The following is an 18,031-nucleotide window of genomic DNA, read 5'->3' as shown; positions in this document are numbered from 1 at the left end:
CAGAGAGGCTTTCAGGCGATGGATGGAAATGAAAAACGGACCAGCGCTCCCTCGGCGTGGATAGAGCTGCCGGGTTTTACCTGGGCGGGCTTGACCGGCGAAGGCACACGCACGCTGCGGTTCGCCAAAGGCCAAACGCTTTTTTCGCAAGGCGACGCGGTGCACCACGTGTATGTGGTGGAGCAGGGCCGGGTCCGTTTGGTGCTGATGTCGGCGGCTGGTCATGAGAAACACATGGCGATCGTCGGCACCCACGGCATGGTGGGCGAGTGCAGTGCTTTTCTGGACGGCAAACACTCGTTGACGGCGGTGGCTTCGTCGGACGTGGTGCTGCGGCAGGTGGAGCGCGAACAGCTTCTGGCGTGTCTCGGCCGCGATGCCAGCTGCTTGCGCCAGGTGCTCTGGCTGGGCAACGTCAAGCTGCGTATTCTGGCGAACCAGAACCTGTTGCTCAGCCACGCAAGTGCTGCGCAACGGGTCGCCTACCATTTGGTGCAGCTGGCGGAGACGTATGGCGAGGCGGTGGCCGATGGCATTGCGCTGCGCATCTCCTTCACACACCAGGAGATGGCCAACCTCGCCGGCCTGAGCCGGGTCATGACATCGAATGTCCTGATCCAGCTGCATGAGGACGGGCTGGTGGACAAGGTCGGAGCACATTGCGTGATACATGACATCCAGGGTTTGAGGCAGCGCACCATTTCTTTGTGAAACAGGGATGAATTTCCGCCTAGCTTAGAACCCCCGTGCTGCGCCGTATGTCAACGGCTTTACAAGCGCAGAAATTTTTTGAAGAATGGCGCGCTGAAGTCGCGCAAGACCTGTGTGCCCTGCGGAAAGAAGCCGCTTCAGCACAACGGAAAAACCGCCTGGGCGGGCGGTTTTCTTAAGCCTTTTAGGCCTCCAGACCAATGGATATGGGCGCAAGAAGCTATCAAAAAGGGAGCGACTGGCGCGCCAGGGCAGCGCGCCAGCAGCGAGAGGTCCGCTTAACCAATCAGCCTGGGCAGCCAGGTCGCGATCTGCGGAATCCAGAACACGGCGATGAGCAGAATCAGGCTCATCACCACATAAGGCACGACCGCCATGAAGATATGGCCCATGGTGACCGAGGGCGGCGCCACGCCGCGCATGGTCATCAGCAGCAGGCCGTGCGGCGGCAGCAGCAGGCCCAGTTGCATGCAGATCAAAAACATCACGCCGAACCAGATCGGGTCTATGCCCAGCGCCTGCACGATGGGCATGAAGATGGGCAAGGTGATCATCATCATGCTGACCTGGTCGACAAAAATGCCGAGAAAAATCAGCATCAACATCATGCCGACCACAATCATGTTGGTCGACAGGCCCTGGCCGGTGATGAACTGCACCATGCCATTGCTGGCGCCCGAAAAGGACAAAATTTGCGCAAAGGTGGTGGCGCCCAGGATGATGAACAAAATCATGCCCGAGATACCGGCCGTGCCCTTGAGCGCTTTTAGCACGGCCTCCCTGGTCAGGGCGCGGTAACACACGGCCAGCAGCATGGTGGCAAAAGCGCCCAGCGCCGCACATTCGGTGGGTGTGGCCCAGCCGGCGGCCAAGGCACCGACCACCACACCGAAGATGGACAGCGTCGGCAACACATAGGCAAAAAATAGATGCCAGCGTGCCCAGCCGCGATGTTGCACGACCTCGTCCTTGTCGGCGGGTGCGAGCTGCGGGCTGATGCTGACACGAATCACAATCCAGGCCACAAAAGCGATGGACAAAATCACGCCGGGAATCACACCGCCTATCAGCAGCTTGGAAATCGAGATGCCCGAGAGTGAACCCAGCAACACGGTCAGCGCCGAAGGTGGAATCAACATGTCCACCGCACCAATGGCCATGATGGGGCCGGCGGCAATGGTCGGGTGGTAACCGCGCGACAACATGATGGGCAACATCAACGAACCCAGCATGGCGGTGGTGGCAATCGTCGAACCCGAGATGGCCGAGAACACCGTGCCCGCCACCACAGCCACCACGGCCAGGCGGCCCGGCACATGTTTGATCAGGCGCTCCACACCTTCAATGACTTTCAGCGCCAGGCCCGTGTGAAACAGGATTTCACCCATCAGCACAAACAGCGGAATCGGTGTCAGTGAAAACGCCGTGACTGAACTCACGCTGCTGCGCGCCAGCTGCATCAGCCCGGGCTCGCCGCCCATGTAGAGCCAGGCACCGATGATGTTGATGGTGATGAAGGTCAGCGCCACCGGCATGCCGATAAACAGCAACACGGTGGAGCCACCCAGCATCAGCCAGGCGGCTATGCCCCAGGCACTCATGCCGACCCCACGGCGTCGTGGCGCGGTCCGCGCTCGGCGCGCTGCAGGCGAATCATGCGAAAAATCATTTCAATTCCAAGCAAAACAAAAACCAGCGGCAAAGGCGCCAGCGCCCACCACTCGGGGGTGACCAGGGTCTTGATGTTGACGGCGCCCGATACATAACTCGACCAGGCGGCCTGCGTGCCAAACCAGGCAATCACGATGCAGCAAGCAAAACCGATCACATCGCCCACCCATTCGAGGTACCAGGCGAGCTGGCGCGGAATCGCCTGCAGCATGATGTCGACCCGGATGTGCTGGCCCTGGCGCAGCAGCCAGGGCGCGACACACATGGTGATGAGGTAAAGCATCAGCTCGGAAACCTCGGTGCTCCAGGCCAGACCCATGGGCAGGCCGGGGATGGCGAGGTTGCGCAGCGCCACGTCCACCACGATGAGCAACATCATGGCCATCAGGATGGCGCAGCCGAGCAGGGCCAGGCGCTCCAGAAAACGGCCGTACAAAAGCGAGATCCGGTCTATCACCTGGCGTGTTCCTGAAAGAGCCCGAGGGGCTTATTTGGAGAAAAGAGCTTTGAAACGCGCCGCCACTTCGGGGCTTTGTTTGGCAGCACCGGCCCAGCCGATTTCATACGCCTTGTCGTAAAAAGCCTTGGTGGCGGCGGCATCAAACTTGATGGTCTGGATGCCGGCTTTTTCCTGGCGTGCGGTTTCTTCCTTGCCGTACTGGGTCCAGAAAATGTTTTGTGCTTCCAGCGCCAGCAACTGTTTTTGCAGGTAGTTGCGCTGTGTATCGTTGAGCTTTTTGTAGGCCGGCAGGTTCATGGTCAGCGAGACTTCGGCGTCATAAAAACCGGGGTCCACGCGGAACTTGGTTTTTTCGTGCCAGTTCAAATCGAAGATGCCGCCAATCGGCCAGCCATAACCGTCCACCACGCCGCGCTCCAGTGCGGTGTAGACCTCGCCCGGCGGGGTGGTGACCACGCTGGCGTTGAGGGTCTGGAAGAAGTCGCGATACACCGGCGAGATGCGGATCTTCTGACCGGTCAGGTCGGGCTTGTCGATCTTCTTGTTGGTGTAGATGTGAAAAGGCTGGTTCTCCACCATACGCGCCAGGTATTGCGTGTTGCCTTTTTCATTCCAGACCTTGTTGATCGCATCAAACGCGCCGTTCTTGCGCTGCTCGGCCACGGGGATTTGTGTGAGTTTGAGGAAGTCGGCTTCGGGCATGACGTTGGTGTAAAACGCGCCGGTGTTCATGGCCATGTCCACCACGCCGGTCTTCACCGCATTGCCGGCCTCAAAGGTCGGGATGGCCTTGGGGCCGCCCAGGAAGTTGATCTGCAGGACACCCTTGCCTTCGGCATTGACCTTTTGTATCCACGGCAGCAGGCGCTGCACGTAGATGCCGTTTTCAGGAAAGGCGCTGACGAGCCGCAGCGTGACTTCCTGCGCGAGCGCACCGGCGGAAAAGCTGGCGGCCAGTAGCAGGGCTGCGGCGGTCCGGGCGGGTTGGAAGGAACTGATTTTCATGGGTCTTGTCTCCTGTTTTAGTTAGCGGTTGATGGTCCTGCTTGCACACAATCCCGTCAATGCGGGGAATCACGACGGTCGCTCACACGGTGGCCGCCAGCATGTGTTCCAGCGCCTTGCCGCTGTCATCGGCCAGCGCGGCCTGGCTCAATGCCTGCAACTGCTGCGCACCTTGCGGCATGGTTTGCAACTGCGGCAGCTTGGCCATGACACGTTGGTAACTGCGCCAGCCGCGTGCATGGGTATCGCCATACCCTTTGACCAGGCGCTGCGAACGCGCCACCTCCAGCGCCAGCGCCGGCTGTGTGGGTGCCAGCCGTGTGATGGTCGCCAGCCAGTCGTCAATGCGCTGGTGCTCGACCTGAAAACGCAGGGACCTGGGGCGCAGTGGGCGCATGGCCGCAATGGTGTACAGCAGCAAATAACCACGGATGGAACTGGTCTGCACAATGCGGCCCTTGCGCGTGAAAGGCGCTATGCAGGCGCGGGCCCAAGGTGTGGCCAGCAGCCAGCGGCCCAGGCCGGCGGGCAACGTGTCGGCAATTTCTTCGACCCGTGGATGCAAAAACTCGTTGATGCCCAGGTGTTGGGTCTGGCTCAGTTTGACTTCGCCGCCCACGCGGTTAAAACGCGAACGCCGTGTTTTGAGGTCGGCCACACGCACGGTGTCTTCGTACGACATCCACAAGGCGAGGTGGCGTGCGGTGTCGTCCATCAGATCGGCAGCAAGTTTGGGGTCGGTTGGCAGGCTGGCCAGCAGCGGCTGCAGGCGGTCCAGGTAACTGGTGGCGTAAGCCACGTCCTGGTAGTCGGCTGCACGGGTGATGCCGGCGGCCAAGGTGGCGTGGTTGGCCGGCGGAAAGTCTTTTTGAATGCGTTGGGCCAGTGCCGCCAGGCGGGAACCAACGGGCGGCATGGGCGCGACAAGTGGGGCGGCAGGCACAGGCTCCGGGGTTTGCTGTGCTACTTCAAACCCTGCGGCAAACGCTTTCAGGCTGGACTTGACCCCGACACCACCGCGTGTGATGGTGTCTTCAAACTGGGCGCGGGTAAAAGGCAGACGGCCAGTGGCGGCCAAGGCGCCGTACAAGGTGGGGCTGATCAGGCTGCCGGTGTTTTCGGCCAGTTGGGCAAAGTCGGCGCTGACAAACAGTTGGGCAGCGGCTTGGCCGCCGGCCAGCAGCTTGTCGGAGTTGACCCGGCCGTCGCCCATGGCCGTGCGTTCTGTCATCGAATACACGCGGTGCGTGGACGCAATAAACGTGGTGCGCTTGGCCGTGACCAGGCCACGCTGCAAGGCGCGGCCGGCCTCCATCAGTTCCGACGCAATCACGATATCAACTTCGCCTGGCACCGGGCTCAATGCCATGGTCGGCAGGCGGCCCACAGGTGCGCCCGCTTCGGGGAACATTTCCAGGTAATACACCGTGGCGCCCGTGCGTTGCGCCACGCCGGGCACCGACGTTGTCTGCGCGAAATAGCCGTTTTGTTCGGCAAGGTCGACCAGCCAGTCGGCCAAGACGCCACCGCCCTCGCCACCCATGGCCAATATCGCTATGGTGATGGAACGGCTTTGAGCCCCCACGCTTTTCACTTCGTGTAATGCGCTGCTCCCCAAAGGGGCTGAACTTGCTTGGGGCGGCCCGGCGCTGCGTTCGGTGGTGTTCATGCTGCAATCCCTTCCAGACGACGCTCAATGCGGTTTTGCAGCCAGCCAATCACGCTGGTGCGCAGTCGCAACTTGACGCGATCCCAGGCCGTTGGGTTGTTGATGATTTCGGCGCGGTAAAACGAGGGGCACAAGACGGCGGCGTGCGCCACCTCCCCACACAGGCCGCAGCCCACGCAGCTGTCTATCACCGTGGCAATCGGGTCGCGCCGCAGCGGGTCGGGATTCGGTTTGATGGTCAACGAGGGGCAGCCCGACAGGCGTATACACGAGTGGTCGCCGGTGCAGGTATCGGGGTCTATGCCGAAACGTTCACGCACCACACGTTCGCCGCCGGCAATCATCTTGCGAATTTGCGGCTTGACGCGGCGCTGGCGGTTCAACATACATTCGCTTTGCGCAATGATGACCTTGGGGCCTTTTTCTTTGGTGGTCAAGGCCTCGCGCAACACATTGCGCATCTGTTCCAGGCTGTAGGTGTTGGTCACCGTTTTGGCCCATTTCACACCGACGCCGCGCACGGCTTTTTCAATCGGGTTGTTGGTGCTGCGTATCGGGTTGAGGGCTTTGGACGACAACACGTCCTGCCCACCGGTGGCGGCCGAATATCCGTTGTCCACCACCAGCAAGACGTTGTCGGTCTGGTTGAACACCGCATTGCCGACACCGCTGGTCAGGCCGTTGTGCCAGAAGCCGCCGTCGCCCATCATGGCAATCGTGCGTTTGGACGTCTCACTGGTGTTAAAGGCCGAGGCGCCGGCCCAGCCCAGGCCATATCCCATGGTGGTCGCACCGATGTTGAAGGGCGGCAGTATGGAAAACAGATGGCAGCCAATGTCGCAGCTCACATGGTGCTGGCCCAGCTCGCGCTCAATCAACTTCATCGCGGTGAAGATGGGGCGCTCCGGGCAACCGGTGCAAAACGAGGGCGGTCGGCCTTGCACTTCATCCGAGGCGGCCTGAATGGCAAAAGCCTTGGGGTTGCCGTCCAACAGCGCCAGGCCGCTGGACGCCGGCCGGGCTGCCAGCGGCAACTCGTGGCCTTGCAAGAGCTCGGGTGCATAGATCTCGATAAAACGTGCGATGCCTTTGAGCACCACGCCGCCTGTGTACTCACCGGCCATGGGCAAGACGTCCTTGCCGTGGACCTTGGTTTGTAGGTCTGCCTTGCGCAGCATGGAGTTGACGTTTTGCTCGATGAAGTCGGGCTGGCCTTCTTCCACCAGCAAAATGCCGCGTTTGCCGGCACAGAATCGTTTGAACTCGTCGTCGATCAGCGGGTAGGTGATGTTGAGCACATACAGCGGGATTTGCGTTTCGCCAAACGCATCGGCCAGGCCCAGCAATTCCAGCGAACGCAAGACGCTGTTGTACAAACCGCCTTGCATGACGATGCCGAAGTCTTTCGCATCGGCGGCAAAAAACTCGTTGAGCTGGTGCTGCTGGATGAACTTCACCGCGGCGGGCCAGCGCTCGGTGATTTTTTCCTGTTCCTGGGTGTAGCTCGCCGGTGGCAACACGATGCGGCTGGCATCACGCTGCGGATTTTCTATCGCGTCTTTCAGCGTGAAGCTGGGCCGTTTGTTGGCCTTGGTCGCAAAACGACCGTGCACGTGGCAGGCGCGTATGCGCAACTCCAGCATCACCGGTGTGCGGCTGGCTTCGGACAGCTCAAAACCCATCTCGACGGCACGCACAATACTTTCGAGGTTGGGACGCGGGTCTATCAGCCAGACCTGCGACTTCATCGCAAATGCATGGGAACGCTCCTGCATGATGCTGGAGCCTTCGCCATAGTCTTCACCAACGATCAGCATGGCGCCGCCGGTCACGCCGCCCGAGGCCAGGTTGGCCAGTGCGTCCGAGGCCACGTTGGTGCCGACGGTGGACTTGAAGGTCACGGCGCCGCGTAAGGGGTAGTTGACGGAGGCGGCCAAGGTGGCGGTGGCGGTGGCTTCCGAGGCGCTGTGCTCGAAGCGCACACCCAGTTCCTGCAGGATGTCGTTGGCATCGGTCAACACATCCATCAGGTGCGAGATCGGTGCGCCCTGGTAGCCGGCCACATAGGCCACACCGGATTGCAGCAAGGCCTTGGTGACGGCCAGGATGCCTTCACCGCGAAACTCGTCGCCGTCGCCCAGGCGCAGTTTTTCGACTTCGTTGGCAAACGAGCGCTCAGCCATGAGGCGTACCCGAGGTGGCGCGTGGGGCCGGATGAATCTGTTTTTGCTGCATGAATATCACCGTGAGGTCCGAGGACGCCGTGCGCCGGCAAAGGGTTGGCGGCATGGCGGCGTTCTTGTTTCAGGCGAATTTACGCAGGACCATCACATCCGGCAAATGGATTATTCTGATGCAGCACATCTGTTTTGTGAATAATTCGGGAGAACCCTGAGAATTTTCCACCAAGGATGTCGCGATGAATTTCCGTCAGCTCGACCTCAACCTGCTGCGTGTGCTGGCAGCGATTCACCGCACCGGCTCGGTCACCCTGGCCGGCAAGGCCTTGTCGCTGTCCCAGCCGGCGACCAGCAATGCGCTGGCGCGGCTGCGCGACTTTTTTGAAGATGAGTTGTTTGTGCGTGCGCCCTCGGGCTTGAAACCCACCCGCCTGTGCGAACAGTTGGCGCCGGCGGTGCTGGCGCAGTTGCGGGCGCTGGAAAGCGTGGTCACGGGCCACGAAGAGTTTGAGCCGGCGCACAGCGACATGCACTGGCAGCTCTCGCTGTCGGACCTCGGAGAAATGCTGTTTTTGCCGGAGCTGGCCGGGGCCATGCGCAGCGAGGCGCCGGGCGCGCGCCTGTCGAATATCTCGGTGGCATCGACCGATGTGGCGGCCGCGCTGGAGGCGCGCGAGATTGACCTGGCCATCGGCATCTTGCAGCCCAAACACCGGGGCATACGCACCGAGCTGCTGTTTTGTGAACATTACGTGGCGATTGCCGCGCCGCAGTGGCGGCCGGCTTCCGGCCGCAGCGGCCGCACCCTGACGCCGCAACAACTGGCCGAGGCGTCGTTTGTGGTGGCTTCGCCCACCGCAACTTTTCACGGCAGTGTTGAACAGATGCTGGTGCGCATGAAGCTGCAGGACCGCATTGTGCTCAGGGCGCGCCACTTCGGCGCCTTGCCCGATCTGGCGCTGAGCTCGGATCTGTTGTCCATCGTGCCGGAAATGTATGCACGCAAGCTGCGCCAGCGTTACGACTTTCGGGTCTGGGGTATTCCCAGCGTGCCGGCCTACGAGGTTCGCCTGGTCTGGCACAGCAGCACCGACAAGGACCCCGCGCACCAGTGGATGCGGGCGCTGGTGCACAAGCTGTTCAAGCGGCCGCTACGTGCGGAAGCGGTGTGAACCACGTTTGCCGCCCCGGCTGGGCTCGGGTTGTGCATAAAATAAGCCTCTAACCCTTTAGTAGCGGGCGTAAGAAGCTATCAAAACGGGAGCGACTGAGGTCGTGACAAACCTCAGGAGCAAGGCTGCAACGCCTTGCCCTCAAATTGTGGTTTGAGCGCGTCCAGCCGGGCGTGTTGGGCGGGATCGACGGCGGCGAGTTTGAGGGTGTGGCCGTGGGTTTCGGCGCGTTCCTGCACCACCCTGGCGGTGCGCACGCCCTTGGTGGCGATCCGCGCGAGCTCCTTGTCGGCATCGGCCTGCAAGGGGAAACTGGCCAGTGCCAGCCCGGGTGCTAGGGCCGGGTTGTGGACGGCCCGGAAAGCCACGCCTAGCTGGCGCAGTTCACCGCGTTTTTTGACCAGGGACTCTTCGGTGTATTTGCCCATGTAGACAATCCAGCGCGCCGGCTCGGTGCTGCTTTCCAGCTGCCAGCTGCCAGTCGGCAGCGCGGCTTCCAGGCGAGGGCGCAGGCTGCTGATTTGTTGATCGTTGAACAGGCCGGCTTGCAGACACTCAGACGGCGGGGTGTTGGCGCTGGCCGAGGGGCCGTTGTCCAGCTTCTTGACTTCCTCCGGCGTCAGCAGGCGGATGCTTTCGGGATGGATCTGGGTGCCCAGTCGCTGCGGCTCGGTTTGTACCGCCGGTGCCAGGCCGTAAGAAGCCAGCAGGCCTTGCGACCAGGCCCAGTAGCCGGCGTTGGCCAGCACCAGCAGCAGGACCCCCAGCCTCAACATGCGGGCGGGTGGCCGGCGATGGGCCGAACGCTGACTTCAGAACTGGTGATTGCTTGCATGCCAGCCGCAGTATGCACCAGCAGCGCGCCGTTTTCGCCAACGCCGTGGGCCATGCCTTCGGTGCCGTCGGACAGGCGAACAGCGCGCCCGGCCAGTGCGTCACGCAGCGCAAAACGCGCCTGGAAGGGCGCAAAACCAAACAACTCGAAAGCCTGTAGGGCCTGCACCAGCGGCGCGGCCACCTGTGCCAGGGCCTGTGCCACGTCCACGTCGGGCAACAAGTCCTGCAGCGCGCCAGGCGGCAGAGGCGCGGCCTGGCCGGGGACCGCGGCGGTGTCGGCCAGTGCCAGCGGACGGATGTTCAGGCCGACACCGATGACCACATAACGCAACTCGCCCCAACTGGCGGTTTCGACCAGGATGCCGGCCAGCTTGCGTTCGCCCTGGGCATTGCTCAGCCACAGGTCGTTGGGCCATTTCAGGCGGATCTGCGGCTGGCCGCCGTGCTTGGGTTCCAGGCTTTCGGCGAGGCTGATGCCCACCGCCAGCGACAGGCCGGACCAGTCGGCCGGCTTCAAGGGCAGGCCCAGGGAAAAGGTCAGGCTGTCGCCGACCCGGCTTTGCCAGCCGCGTCCCATGCGGCCGCGGCCGGCGCTTTGTTGTTCGGCCACCAGCAACACGGGTTCGGCGGCAGTCGGCCCGGCGGCGCGGAAACGCCGCATCAGCTCGCTGTTGCTCGAATCAATCTGCGGCAACACCTCGACCGTGAAGCCGGGCAAAACCGGCGCCACGGCCTCCCAGATGGCCTCGGCGGGCCAGCGGATGGGGGGGGGCGGGGCGGCGGGGCTCACGGCAGCAGCCTGGGGGCGTGATGATGGACGCGAAGGCGCCGCCTCAAGCCTTTTTGCTTTTCGCCGGTTTGTCGGCTTTTTTATCTTTTTTCGGGCTCTTGGCCGTCTTGGCCTTGTCGACCTTTTTCACCTTCACGGCCTTATCCGCCTTGGCGGCCTTTTTGGCCGACTTTTTGGCTTTGGCGGCCGGTTTGTCGTCTTTGGGCGCGAGCAAGGTGCCGCGGCAATCCGGGGCGCCACACCAGCAGGGGTACTCGGCCTTGAGTTTCTTGGTGTAGGGCGCGTCGATGATCAGGCCGTAGTCGTAAAACAGCTCTTCGCCGGCCTTGATGTTGCGCAGCGCCTTGATAAAGACGCGGCTGCCTTCTTCGTCGGCTTCGCAGTTCGGGTGGCAGCTGTGGTTGATCCAGCGCGAGGAGTTGCCGCCGTACTTGGCATCGATCACGTGTTTTTCGTCGATGTGGAAGTAAAACGTGTGGTTCGGGTCTTTCGGGTCGTGGGGATGGCGACGCAGCGCTTCTTTCCAGGTGACCACTTCGCCGATGTATTCGATCAGGGTTTCGCCTTCCGCGAGGTCCTGCACGGCAAACACGCCCTTGCCATGTACACCTGACACACGGGTTTGAATGCGGCGGCCCGCGGCTAAAACAGGGCCGGCGGCCGGGCTGGAAGAGGGGGCTAAGACCAGAGTTTTTGACACGGCGGTTTTTTTTGGTATGGTTAATTCATGCATGTGCGCACACCTGCGGGTGCGCGCGTGCGTACGCGCGAAGCCGTATTGTAGTGATGCGCCCGGAAAGTCCCTAGATGTTCAATCGAAGAAACCTGATTCAGTCCCTTGCCGCGCTGGCCACGCCCGGTCTGGCCGCGCGTGCCTGGGCCCGCGGCTCGGAAAGCCCCTTGCCGCCGCTGGGCAGCACCTTGAAGCTGCCTGCCCTGACCTTGCTGGACGGGCGGGCCTGGACCCCCGCCGCGGTGGGTGGCAAGACGCTTGTGGTGTACTGGTGGGCCAGCTGGTGCCCTTTTTGTGCGGTGCAGTCGCCGCATATCGAGGCCTTGTGGCGGGCCCAGCGGGCCCAGGGGCTGGAGGTGCTGGCCTTGTCGATTGATAAACAGCCTGCCGCCGCCGTTAACTATATGAAGGCCAAGGGCTACAGCTTTCCCGCAGGCCTGGTAACCCCCGAGGTCGCCAAAATCCTGCCGAAACCGGCCGGACTGCCGGTGGTCGTGGTGCTGAAGCTGGCGGCCGACGGCCGCAGCGGAAAAGTCGTATTTGCCGAAGCCGGGGAAATGTTCCCCGAAGATGTACAAGGTTTGAAGAAGTTCTTATGAAAACTCTGGTGATTGCAGAAAAGCCCTCGGTGGCGCAGGACATCGTGCGTGCCATCACGCCGACGGCGGGCAAGTTCGAGAAACACGACGAGTATTTCGAGAGCGACGACTGGATCGTCACCTCGGCGGTCGGCCACCTGGTCGAGATCCAGGCGCCCGAAGAATTTGACGTCAAACGCGGCAAATGGAGTTTTGCCAACCTGCCGGTGATTCCGCCCTACTTCGATCTGAAGCCGATGGACAAGACCAAGACGCGGCTCAACGCCATCGTCAAGCTGGCCAAACGCAAGGACGTGGGCCAACTCGTCAACGCCTGTGACGCGGGCCGCGAGGGGGAGTTGATTTTCCGGCTGATCCAGCAATACGCCAAAAGCAAACACCCGGTCAAACGGCTTTGGCTGCAGTCCATGACGCCGGCCGCGATTCGCGAAGGTTTTGCCTCCTTGCGCAGCGACGAACAAATGTTGCCGCTGGCCGACGCCGCGCGTTGCCGCTCCGAAGCCGACTGGCTGGTGGGTATCAACGGCACCCGCGCCATGACCGCCTTCAACTCACGCGACGGCGGTTTTTTCCTGACAACGGTGGGCCGGGTGCAGACCCCGACCTTGTCGGTGGTGGTCGAGCGCGAGGAAAAAATCCGCAAGTTTGTCAGCCGCGACTACTGGGAAGTGCATGCGAGCTTTCGGGCCGAAGCCGGTGACTACCCCGCCAAGTGGTTTGACCCGAAGTGGAAAAAAGCCGCGGCCAATGCTGACAACGCCGAACCCGATGCCGAACTGAAGGCCGACCGGGTCTGGACCGAACGTGAAGCCCTGGCGATTGCCGAGGCTGTGCGCGGCCAGACCGCCAGCGTCACCGAAGAAAGCAAACCAACCACACAGGCCTCGGGCCTGCTGTTTGACCTGACCTCTTTGCAGCGCGAGGCCAACGGCAAGTTTGGCTTTTCGGCCAAAACCACGTTGTCGATTGCGCAAAGCCTGTACGAGCGCCACAAGGCGCTGACTTACCCGCGTACCGATTCACGCGCCTTGCCCGAAGATTATTTGCCGGTGGTCAAGCAGACCTTTGAAATGCTGGCCGACAGCGACATGAAACACCTGGCGCCGCATGCGGCGACGGCGCTGAAGGGCAACTACATCAAGCCAACCAAGCGTGTGTTTGACAATGCCAAGGTGAGTGATCACTTTGCGATCATCCCTACGCTGCAGGCACCCAGCGGCCTGAGCGACGCCGAACAAAAACTCTACGACCTGGTGGTGCGCCGCTTCATGTCGGTGTTTTTCCCAAGTGCCGAATACCTGGTGACCACGCGAATTTCGCAGGCGCTGGGCCACAGTTTCAAGACCGAGGGCAAGGTGCTGGTCCGGCCGGGCTGGCTGGCGATTTACGGCAAGGAAGCCGAAGACGAAAACACCGACGAAAAAGACAGCAAGACCCTGGTGCCGGTCAAACCCGGCGAGATGGTCCTGGCCGAAACAGTGGATGCCAAGGGCCTGAAAACCCGGCCCCCCGCGCGTTATTCGGAAGCGACCTTGCTGGGCGCCATGGAAGGCGCCGGCAAGACGATTGACGACGACGAGTTGCGTGAAGCCATGCAGGAAAAAGGCCTGGGCACGCCGGCCACCCGCGCCGCGACGATTGAAGGTTTGATCGCCGAGAAATACATGTTGCGTGAAGGCCGCGAGCTGATCCCGACCGCCAAGGCCTTCCAGCTCATGACCTTGCTGCGTGGCCTGGGCGTCGAAGAGTTGTCGCGCGCCGACCTGACCGGCGAGTGGGAATACAAGCTGGCGCAGATGGAACAAGGCAAGTTGAGCCGCGAGACCTTCATGGCCGAGATCGCCGCCATGACGGAAAACCTGGTCAACAAGGCCAAGGGTTACGACAAGGACACGATTCCCGGCGACTACGCCACCCTGCAAGCGCCCTGCCCCAACTGCGGCGGTGTCATCAAGGAAAACTACAGGCGTTACACCTGCACCGGCAAAAGCGGTCTGAACGCCGAAAGCGGCTGCGGCTTCTCCTTCGGCAAAACCCCGGCCGGCCGGACCTTTGAAGTGGCCGAGGTCGAGCAGTTTCTGCGCGACAAACGCATTGGCCCGCTGGACGGCTTTCGCTCCAAGGCGGGTTGGCCTTTCACGGCCGAGATGGTCATCAAGTTCGACGAAGAAACCAAAAACTACAAGCTGGAGTTCGATTTCGGCGACGACAAAAACGCCGAAACCGGCGAGATTGTGGACTTCAGTGCGCAGACCTCGCTGGGCCCCTGCCCCAAGTGTGGCGCCTCTGTTTTCGAGCACGGCAAGAACTACGTCTGCGAAAAATCAGTGCCCACCCTGGCCCAGCCGACCCCCAGCTGCGACTTCAAGACCGGCCAGATGATTCTGCAGCAGCCGGTGGAGCGTGAACAAATGGTCAAGCTGCTGACGACCGGCAAGACCGACCTGCTCGACAAGTTTGTATCCATGCGCACACGCCGTCCCTTCAAGGCGATGCTGGCTTGGGATGCCGAAGCCGGCAAGGTCAACTTCGAGTTTGCCCCGTCGAAGTTTCCGCCGCGCAAACCGGCGGCCGCGAAAACCGGTACGGTGAAAACACCCTTTGGCAAGACCGTCGCGGTGAAGTCGGCGAAAGCGCCTGCCGCCAAGAAAGTCGCCGCCAAAAAGGTCGCCGCCGCCAAAACCGCTAAACCCAAAGTTGCACGTGTCGCCAAACCAGGCTCAGGCCTCAAACCCAGCGATGCCCTCGCCGCGGTGATTGGCGCCGAGCCGGTGGCGCGTACCCAGGTCATCAAAAAACTCTGGGATTACATCAAGGCCGAAGGCTTGCAGGACGCCGCCAACAAACGTGCGATCAATGCCGATGCCAAGCTGCTGGCCGTGTTTGGCAAGCCGCAGGTGACGATGTTCGAACTGGCGGGGATTGTCGGCAAACACCTGAGCGCGGAGTAAACGGTCAGGCGCTGTCCGGGCCTGCTGCGACCGCCGGCCATGCGTGGATGGCCGGGTGGCAGCGGGACGGTCAGAAGGCGATCAATTCGCCGTCATTCGCAGGTTTTTGTCGAGGAAGTCGTTGGTGAACAGCGTGGCCGGGTCGAAAGGTTTGTCGATGCCGATCAGGCTTTGCACCAGGTCGTAGTCGGCCTTCACCCGTGCGCTATCAAAGCTGCCCAGGGCGACCTTGGTGGTGGTGTCGTCGCGCATCAGTTGTTTGATACGTGACCACTGGTTGCGCTGGTTGTCAGGGTTCAGGCCGCTGACTTCCGCGGTCAGGGCTTTCAGGCAGGGCTCAAAGTCCTGGACGCAAGCGGCATAGGCGCGCTGGGTCACGGCGACGAATTTCTTCATGCGTTCGGGGTTGGCTGCCAGGTAGGCACCATTGGCGACAATGGAGTTGCCGTACACATTCACGCCCATCGAACGCCAGGCCACAAAACCCAGGTCGGCGCCGAATTCTTGCGCTTTCAGGTCGTGTTCGTTGTAGAAGTCGCTGATGATGTCGACGGACTTGCTTTTCAGGGCCGCCACCTTGGCCGGCGGGCTGATGTTGACAAAGGTCACGGCATCCGGCGCCAGACCTGTTTTCTTGGCGAAGGCCGGCCACATCATGCGGGAGGCGTCACCCGGGGGGTTGCCGATCTTGCGGCCGGCAAAGTCTTTGGGACCGGTGATGCCGGAGGACTTGAGCCAGTAAAAACCTTGTGGCGAGTTGGCATACACCACCATCACGGCCTTGAGGTCCGCGCCCTTGCCCTTGGCCTGCATGGCTGTGGGCAGGTCGGCGATACCGACGTTGGAAGCGCCCGCCCCCACACGTTGCGCCGCCACACCGGAGCCTTTGCCGGCCTCGATCTTGAGGTCAATCCCGGCTTCGTTGTACCAACCCTTGGACTTGGCGTAATAAATCGGCGAATGATCCGCGGTAGGTGTCCAGTTCAGCACCAGGCTCATGTTGTCTGCGGCCATGGCCAAAGGGGCACTTGTCGCCAACAATAGGGTGGTGGCGGAAATTAACAGTCTTCGCATGGGTTCAACTCCAGAATGAATGGGTTTGTGGTTGAGCGGTTTACAATTTATATTACCAACTGTTTGGTTGAAATGCAATATGGCCACTTCCTTGAAAACTCCAGGCGCTCCAGCGGCTACCAAGCGTGATGCTTCGTCGGCCAGGGCAGCCCTGATTGCGGCTGCGGTGGCCGAGTTCTCGCGCAAGGGTTTTGCCGGCGCCCGCGTGGACGAGATCGCCGTGTCGGCCGGTGTCAACAAACAACTGGTGTATCACTACTTCGACAGCAAGCAGGGCTTGTACCTGGTGGCGCTGGAGTCGGTGTATGCCGAGATCCGCGAGAAGGAGCAAAAGCTCTCGCTGGGTGCGCTGGAGCCCCTGGACGCCATGGCCCAGCTGGTGGGTTTTTCCTTTGATTACCTGGCCGAACACCCGGAGTTCATTGCGCTGCTGACCGATGAAAACCGCAACCAGGGCAGCCACATCCTGGCGTCTGAGCGCCTGCAAAAAATGCATTCGCCCTTCATCGAGATGCTGGAGGCGACGCTGGCGCGTGGAGTGGCTCAGGGTGTTTTCCGCAAGGACTTTGATGCGATCAATCTCTACATCTCGATTGCCGGCATCTCGTATTTTTTCTTCTCGAACAACCACACCTTGTCGGCTATTTTTGGCAAGCCACTGGGCTCGCGCGGGGCGCTGGTGCAGCGCCGCCGCCATGTGATCGAGTTTGCCCTGAACGCCTTGCGGCCCTGACACCAGGACGCGGCTCACCCCGGAGTTTTTTCACCGATGACCCTGAGCGTCCTGGATATTTTCAAGATCGGCATCGGCCCGTCCAGCTCCCACACCGTGGGCCCCATGCGCGCCGCCGCCCGTTTTGTGCGTGGCCTGGCGCAGGACGGCTTGCTGGCACAGACCGCCGGCGTGCGGGCCGAGTTGTATGGCTCGTTAGGCGCCACCGGCAAGGGCCATGGCAGCGGCAAGGCCGTGATCCTGGGGCTGCTGGGTGAAGAGCCGGACCAGGTCGACACGACCACCATCGACACCCGGCTGGCGCAGATACGCAGCCAGCAAAGCCTGGCCTTGTTGGGCTCACAGCCGGTGTCTTTTGTCGAGGCCGAACACCTGCTGTATTACCGCAAGACCCTGCCGTTTCATCCCAACGGCATGCGCTTTGTGGCGATCGCCGCGGATGGGGTCGAGTTGCGCAGCCGGGATTATTACTCGGTGGGCGGCGGTTTTGTGGTGGACGACAAGGCGCAAGCCCTGGTCAGCGTCAGCCTATCCCTGCCGCATCCCTTCACCACCGGCGACCAGTTGCTGGCCTTGTGTCGCGACCAGGGTATGTCCATCAGTACCTTGATGCGTGCCAATGAAAATGTCTTGCGGCCCGCCGACCAGACCTCAGCCGGCCTCGCCCGTATTTGGGCGGTGATGCAGGAATGTGTCCGCAATGGCTGTGCCCATGACGGTGTGTTGCCTGGCCCCATGCGGCTCAAGCGCCGCGCGCCCGACTTGTTGCGCCAGCTCAACAGCCAGCCTCAGGCCGGGCTGACCGACCCGCTGGTGGTGCTGGACTGGGTCAGTCTGTACGCGCTGGCCGTCAACGAAGAAAATGCCAGCGGCGGGCGTGTGGTGACGGAACCGACCAATGGTGCGGCCGGCATCATCCCGGCCGTCCTGCATTACTACACGCGGTTTATCCACGGCGCCAATGCCGAGGGCGTCGAGCGTTTCCTGCTGACGGCCGCCGCCATTGCCATTCTGTACAAGGAAAACGCCTCGCTCTCGGGGGCCGAAGTCGGTTGCCAGGGCGAGGTCGGTGTGGCCTGCTCCATGGCCGCCGGCGCGCTGGCCGAGGTCATGGGCGGCACCCCGGCACAAGTCGAAAACGCCGCGGAGATTGGCATGGAGCACAACCTGGGTTTAACCTGCGACCCGGTGGGCGGCCTGGTGCAAGTGCCGTGTATAGAACGCAACGCCATGGGCGCGACCAAAGCCATCAACGCCGCACGCATGGCGCTGCGGGGCGACGGCAGCCACTCGGTCTCACTCGATCAGGTCATCAAGACCATGCGCGAAACCGGCGCCGACATGAAGACCAAATACAAGGAAACCTCACGCGGCGGTCTGGCTGTCAACGTGATCGAGTGTTAGCTCGGCGGGCGTATTTCTAATTAGTTCAACTGGTTGGTTGAC

The 18,031-nt window shown here is 61.8% G+C and carries 15 protein-coding genes; 6 read left to right on the top strand and 9 right to left on the bottom strand.

Annotation, left to right across the window (positions count from 1 at the left end; all coding sequences use genetic code 11):
* Positions 1-18: 18 nt before the first annotated feature.
* Positions 19-711 (top strand): Crp/Fnr family transcriptional regulator, encoded by a 693-nt coding sequence (locus tag R6254_RS01080; RefSeq protein WP_318403750.1) that lies wholly within the window; start codon positions 19-21, stop codon positions 709-711.
* A gap of 278 nt (positions 712-989) precedes the next feature.
* Here R6254_RS01080 and R6254_RS01075 read toward each other — a convergent pair whose 3' ends face one another.
* The 5 genes from R6254_RS01075 to R6254_RS01055 form a co-directional block, all read right to left on the bottom strand.
* Entirely contained in the window at positions 990-2,312 is a 1,323-nt protein-coding gene (locus R6254_RS01075; RefSeq protein ID WP_318403749.1) for a TRAP transporter large permease, read from the bottom strand.
* Positions 2,309-2,839, bottom strand: coding sequence for a TRAP transporter small permease (locus R6254_RS01070; protein ID WP_318403748.1), 531 nt, complete (start codon positions 2,837-2,839; stop codon positions 2,309-2,311). Before R6254_RS01070 ends, R6254_RS01075 begins: the two co-directional genes overlap by 4 nt.
* Positions 2,840-2,869: 30 nt before the next feature.
* Complete coding sequence (gene dctP / locus R6254_RS01065) at positions 2,870-3,847, bottom strand: TRAP transporter substrate-binding protein DctP (protein WP_318403747.1); 978 nt, start codon at positions 3,845-3,847, stop codon at positions 2,870-2,872.
* A gap of 82 nt (positions 3,848-3,929) precedes the next feature.
* Positions 3,930-5,516: an indolepyruvate oxidoreductase subunit beta family protein gene (locus tag R6254_RS01060; protein ID WP_489685524.1), complete on the bottom strand. Its 1,587-nt coding sequence runs from the start codon at positions 5,514-5,516 to the stop codon at positions 3,930-3,932.
* Positions 5,513-7,699 carry an indolepyruvate ferredoxin oxidoreductase subunit alpha gene (locus R6254_RS01055; RefSeq protein ID WP_318403746.1) on the bottom strand — a complete coding sequence of 729 codons (2,187 nt, stop codon included), beginning with the start codon at positions 7,697-7,699 and terminating at the stop codon, positions 5,513-5,515. Before R6254_RS01055 ends, R6254_RS01060 begins: the two co-directional genes overlap by 4 nt.
* A 236-nt stretch (positions 7,700-7,935) precedes the next feature.
* Between R6254_RS01055 and R6254_RS01050 the strand changes: the two genes are divergently transcribed.
* Entirely contained in the window at positions 7,936-8,868 is a 933-nt protein-coding gene (locus R6254_RS01050) for a LysR family transcriptional regulator (RefSeq protein ID WP_318403745.1), read from the top strand.
* A 113-nt stretch (positions 8,869-8,981) separates the two neighbouring features.
* Here R6254_RS01050 and R6254_RS01045 read toward each other — a convergent pair whose 3' ends face one another.
* Genes R6254_RS01045 through R6254_RS01035 form a run of 3 tightly spaced genes read right to left on the bottom strand, consistent with a single transcriptional unit; the run spans position 8,982 to position 11,228 of the window.
* Positions 8,982-9,644: an SPOR domain-containing protein gene (locus R6254_RS01045; RefSeq protein WP_318403744.1), complete on the bottom strand. Its 663-nt coding sequence runs from the start codon at positions 9,642-9,644 to the stop codon at positions 8,982-8,984.
* Complete coding sequence (locus R6254_RS01040) at positions 9,638-10,495, bottom strand: biotin--[acetyl-CoA-carboxylase] ligase (protein WP_318403743.1); 858 nt, start codon at positions 10,493-10,495, stop codon at positions 9,638-9,640. The genes R6254_RS01045 and R6254_RS01040 overlap by 7 nt, the downstream gene beginning before the upstream one ends.
* 43 nt (positions 10,496-10,538) lie before the next feature.
* A complete protein-coding gene (locus R6254_RS01035) occupies positions 10,539-11,228 on the bottom strand; it encodes an SET domain-containing protein (protein WP_412103087.1) in 690 nt (229 codons plus the stop codon).
* Between the two features lie 74 nt (positions 11,229-11,302).
* Here R6254_RS01035 and R6254_RS01030 point away from each other — a divergent pair, with 74 nt between their 5' ends.
* Together R6254_RS01030 and R6254_RS01025 are read left to right on the top strand one after the other, a co-directional pair.
* Positions 11,303-11,827, top strand: a complete 525-nt coding sequence (locus R6254_RS01030) for a TlpA family protein disulfide reductase (protein ID WP_318403741.1) — start codon at positions 11,303-11,305, stop codon at positions 11,825-11,827.
* Positions 11,824-14,778: a DNA topoisomerase III gene (locus R6254_RS01025; protein WP_318403740.1), complete on the top strand. Its 2,955-nt coding sequence runs from the start codon at positions 11,824-11,826 to the stop codon at positions 14,776-14,778. Before R6254_RS01030 ends, R6254_RS01025 begins: the two co-directional genes overlap by 4 nt.
* Positions 14,779-14,859: 81 nt before the next feature.
* On the opposite strand, the gene R6254_RS01020 is transcribed toward R6254_RS01025, so the two are convergent.
* Complete coding sequence (locus R6254_RS01020) at positions 14,860-15,852, bottom strand: ABC transporter substrate-binding protein (protein WP_318403739.1); 993 nt, start codon at positions 15,850-15,852, stop codon at positions 14,860-14,862.
* Between the two features lie 79 nt (positions 15,853-15,931).
* Here R6254_RS01020 and R6254_RS01015 point away from each other — a divergent pair, with 79 nt between their 5' ends.
* Together R6254_RS01015 and R6254_RS01010 are read left to right on the top strand one after the other, a co-directional pair.
* Complete coding sequence (locus R6254_RS01015; protein WP_318403738.1) at positions 15,932-16,585, top strand: TetR family transcriptional regulator; 654 nt, start codon at positions 15,932-15,934, stop codon at positions 16,583-16,585.
* 36 nt (positions 16,586-16,621) lie between these two features.
* Positions 16,622-17,989 carry an L-serine ammonia-lyase gene (locus tag R6254_RS01010; protein ID WP_318403737.1) on the top strand — a complete coding sequence of 456 codons (1,368 nt, stop codon included), beginning with the start codon at positions 16,622-16,624 and terminating at the stop codon, positions 17,987-17,989.
* Positions 17,990-18,031: the final 42 nt, after the last annotated feature.

The sequence above is a fragment of the Polaromonas potterensis genome, from assembly GCF_033446725.1.
Lineage (GTDB): Bacteria > Pseudomonadota > Gammaproteobacteria > Burkholderiales > Burkholderiaceae_C > Polaromonas.
Note: the sequence above shows the minus strand (reverse complement) of the source record. Positions and strands in the feature narration are given on the sequence as shown.

Excerpts from the sequence above, each read along its gene's own strand:
- R6254_RS01050 (WP_318403745.1), top strand. The coding sequence starts at position 7,936 with ATGAATTTCCGTCAGCTCGACCTCAACCTGCTGCGTGTGCTGGCAGCG.
- R6254_RS01030 (WP_318403741.1), top strand. The coding sequence starts at position 11,303 with ATGTTCAATCGAAGAAACCTGATTCAGTCCCTTGCCGCGCTGGCCACG.
- R6254_RS01035 (WP_412103087.1), bottom strand. The coding sequence starts at position 11,228 with ATGCATGAATTAACCATACCAAAAAAAACCGCCGTGTCAAAAACTCTG.
- R6254_RS01045 (WP_318403744.1), bottom strand. The coding sequence starts at position 9,644 with ATGTTGAGGCTGGGGGTCCTGCTGCTGGTGCTGGCCAACGCCGGCTAC.
- R6254_RS01075 (WP_318403749.1), bottom strand. The coding sequence starts at position 2,312 with ATGAGTGCCTGGGGCATAGCCGCCTGGCTGATGCTGGGTGGCTCCACC.
- R6254_RS01010 (WP_318403737.1), top strand. The coding sequence starts at position 16,622 with ATGACCCTGAGCGTCCTGGATATTTTCAAGATCGGCATCGGCCCGTCC.
- R6254_RS01055 (WP_318403746.1), bottom strand. The coding sequence starts at position 7,699 with ATGGCTGAGCGCTCGTTTGCCAACGAAGTCGAAAAACTGCGCCTGGGC.
- R6254_RS01025 (WP_318403740.1), top strand. The coding sequence starts at position 11,824 with ATGAAAACTCTGGTGATTGCAGAAAAGCCCTCGGTGGCGCAGGACATC.
- R6254_RS01015 (WP_318403738.1), top strand. The coding sequence starts at position 15,932 with ATGGCCACTTCCTTGAAAACTCCAGGCGCTCCAGCGGCTACCAAGCGT.
- R6254_RS01080 (WP_318403750.1), top strand. The coding sequence starts at position 19 with ATGGATGGAAATGAAAAACGGACCAGCGCTCCCTCGGCGTGGATAGAG.
- dctP (WP_318403747.1), bottom strand. The coding sequence starts at position 3,847 with ATGAAAATCAGTTCCTTCCAACCCGCCCGGACCGCCGCAGCCCTGCTA.
- R6254_RS01020 (WP_318403739.1), bottom strand. The coding sequence starts at position 15,852 with ATGCGAAGACTGTTAATTTCCGCCACCACCCTATTGTTGGCGACAAGT.
- R6254_RS01060 (WP_489685524.1), bottom strand. The coding sequence starts at position 5,516 with ATGAACACCACCGAACGCAGCGCCGGGCCGCCCCAAGCAAGTTCAGCC.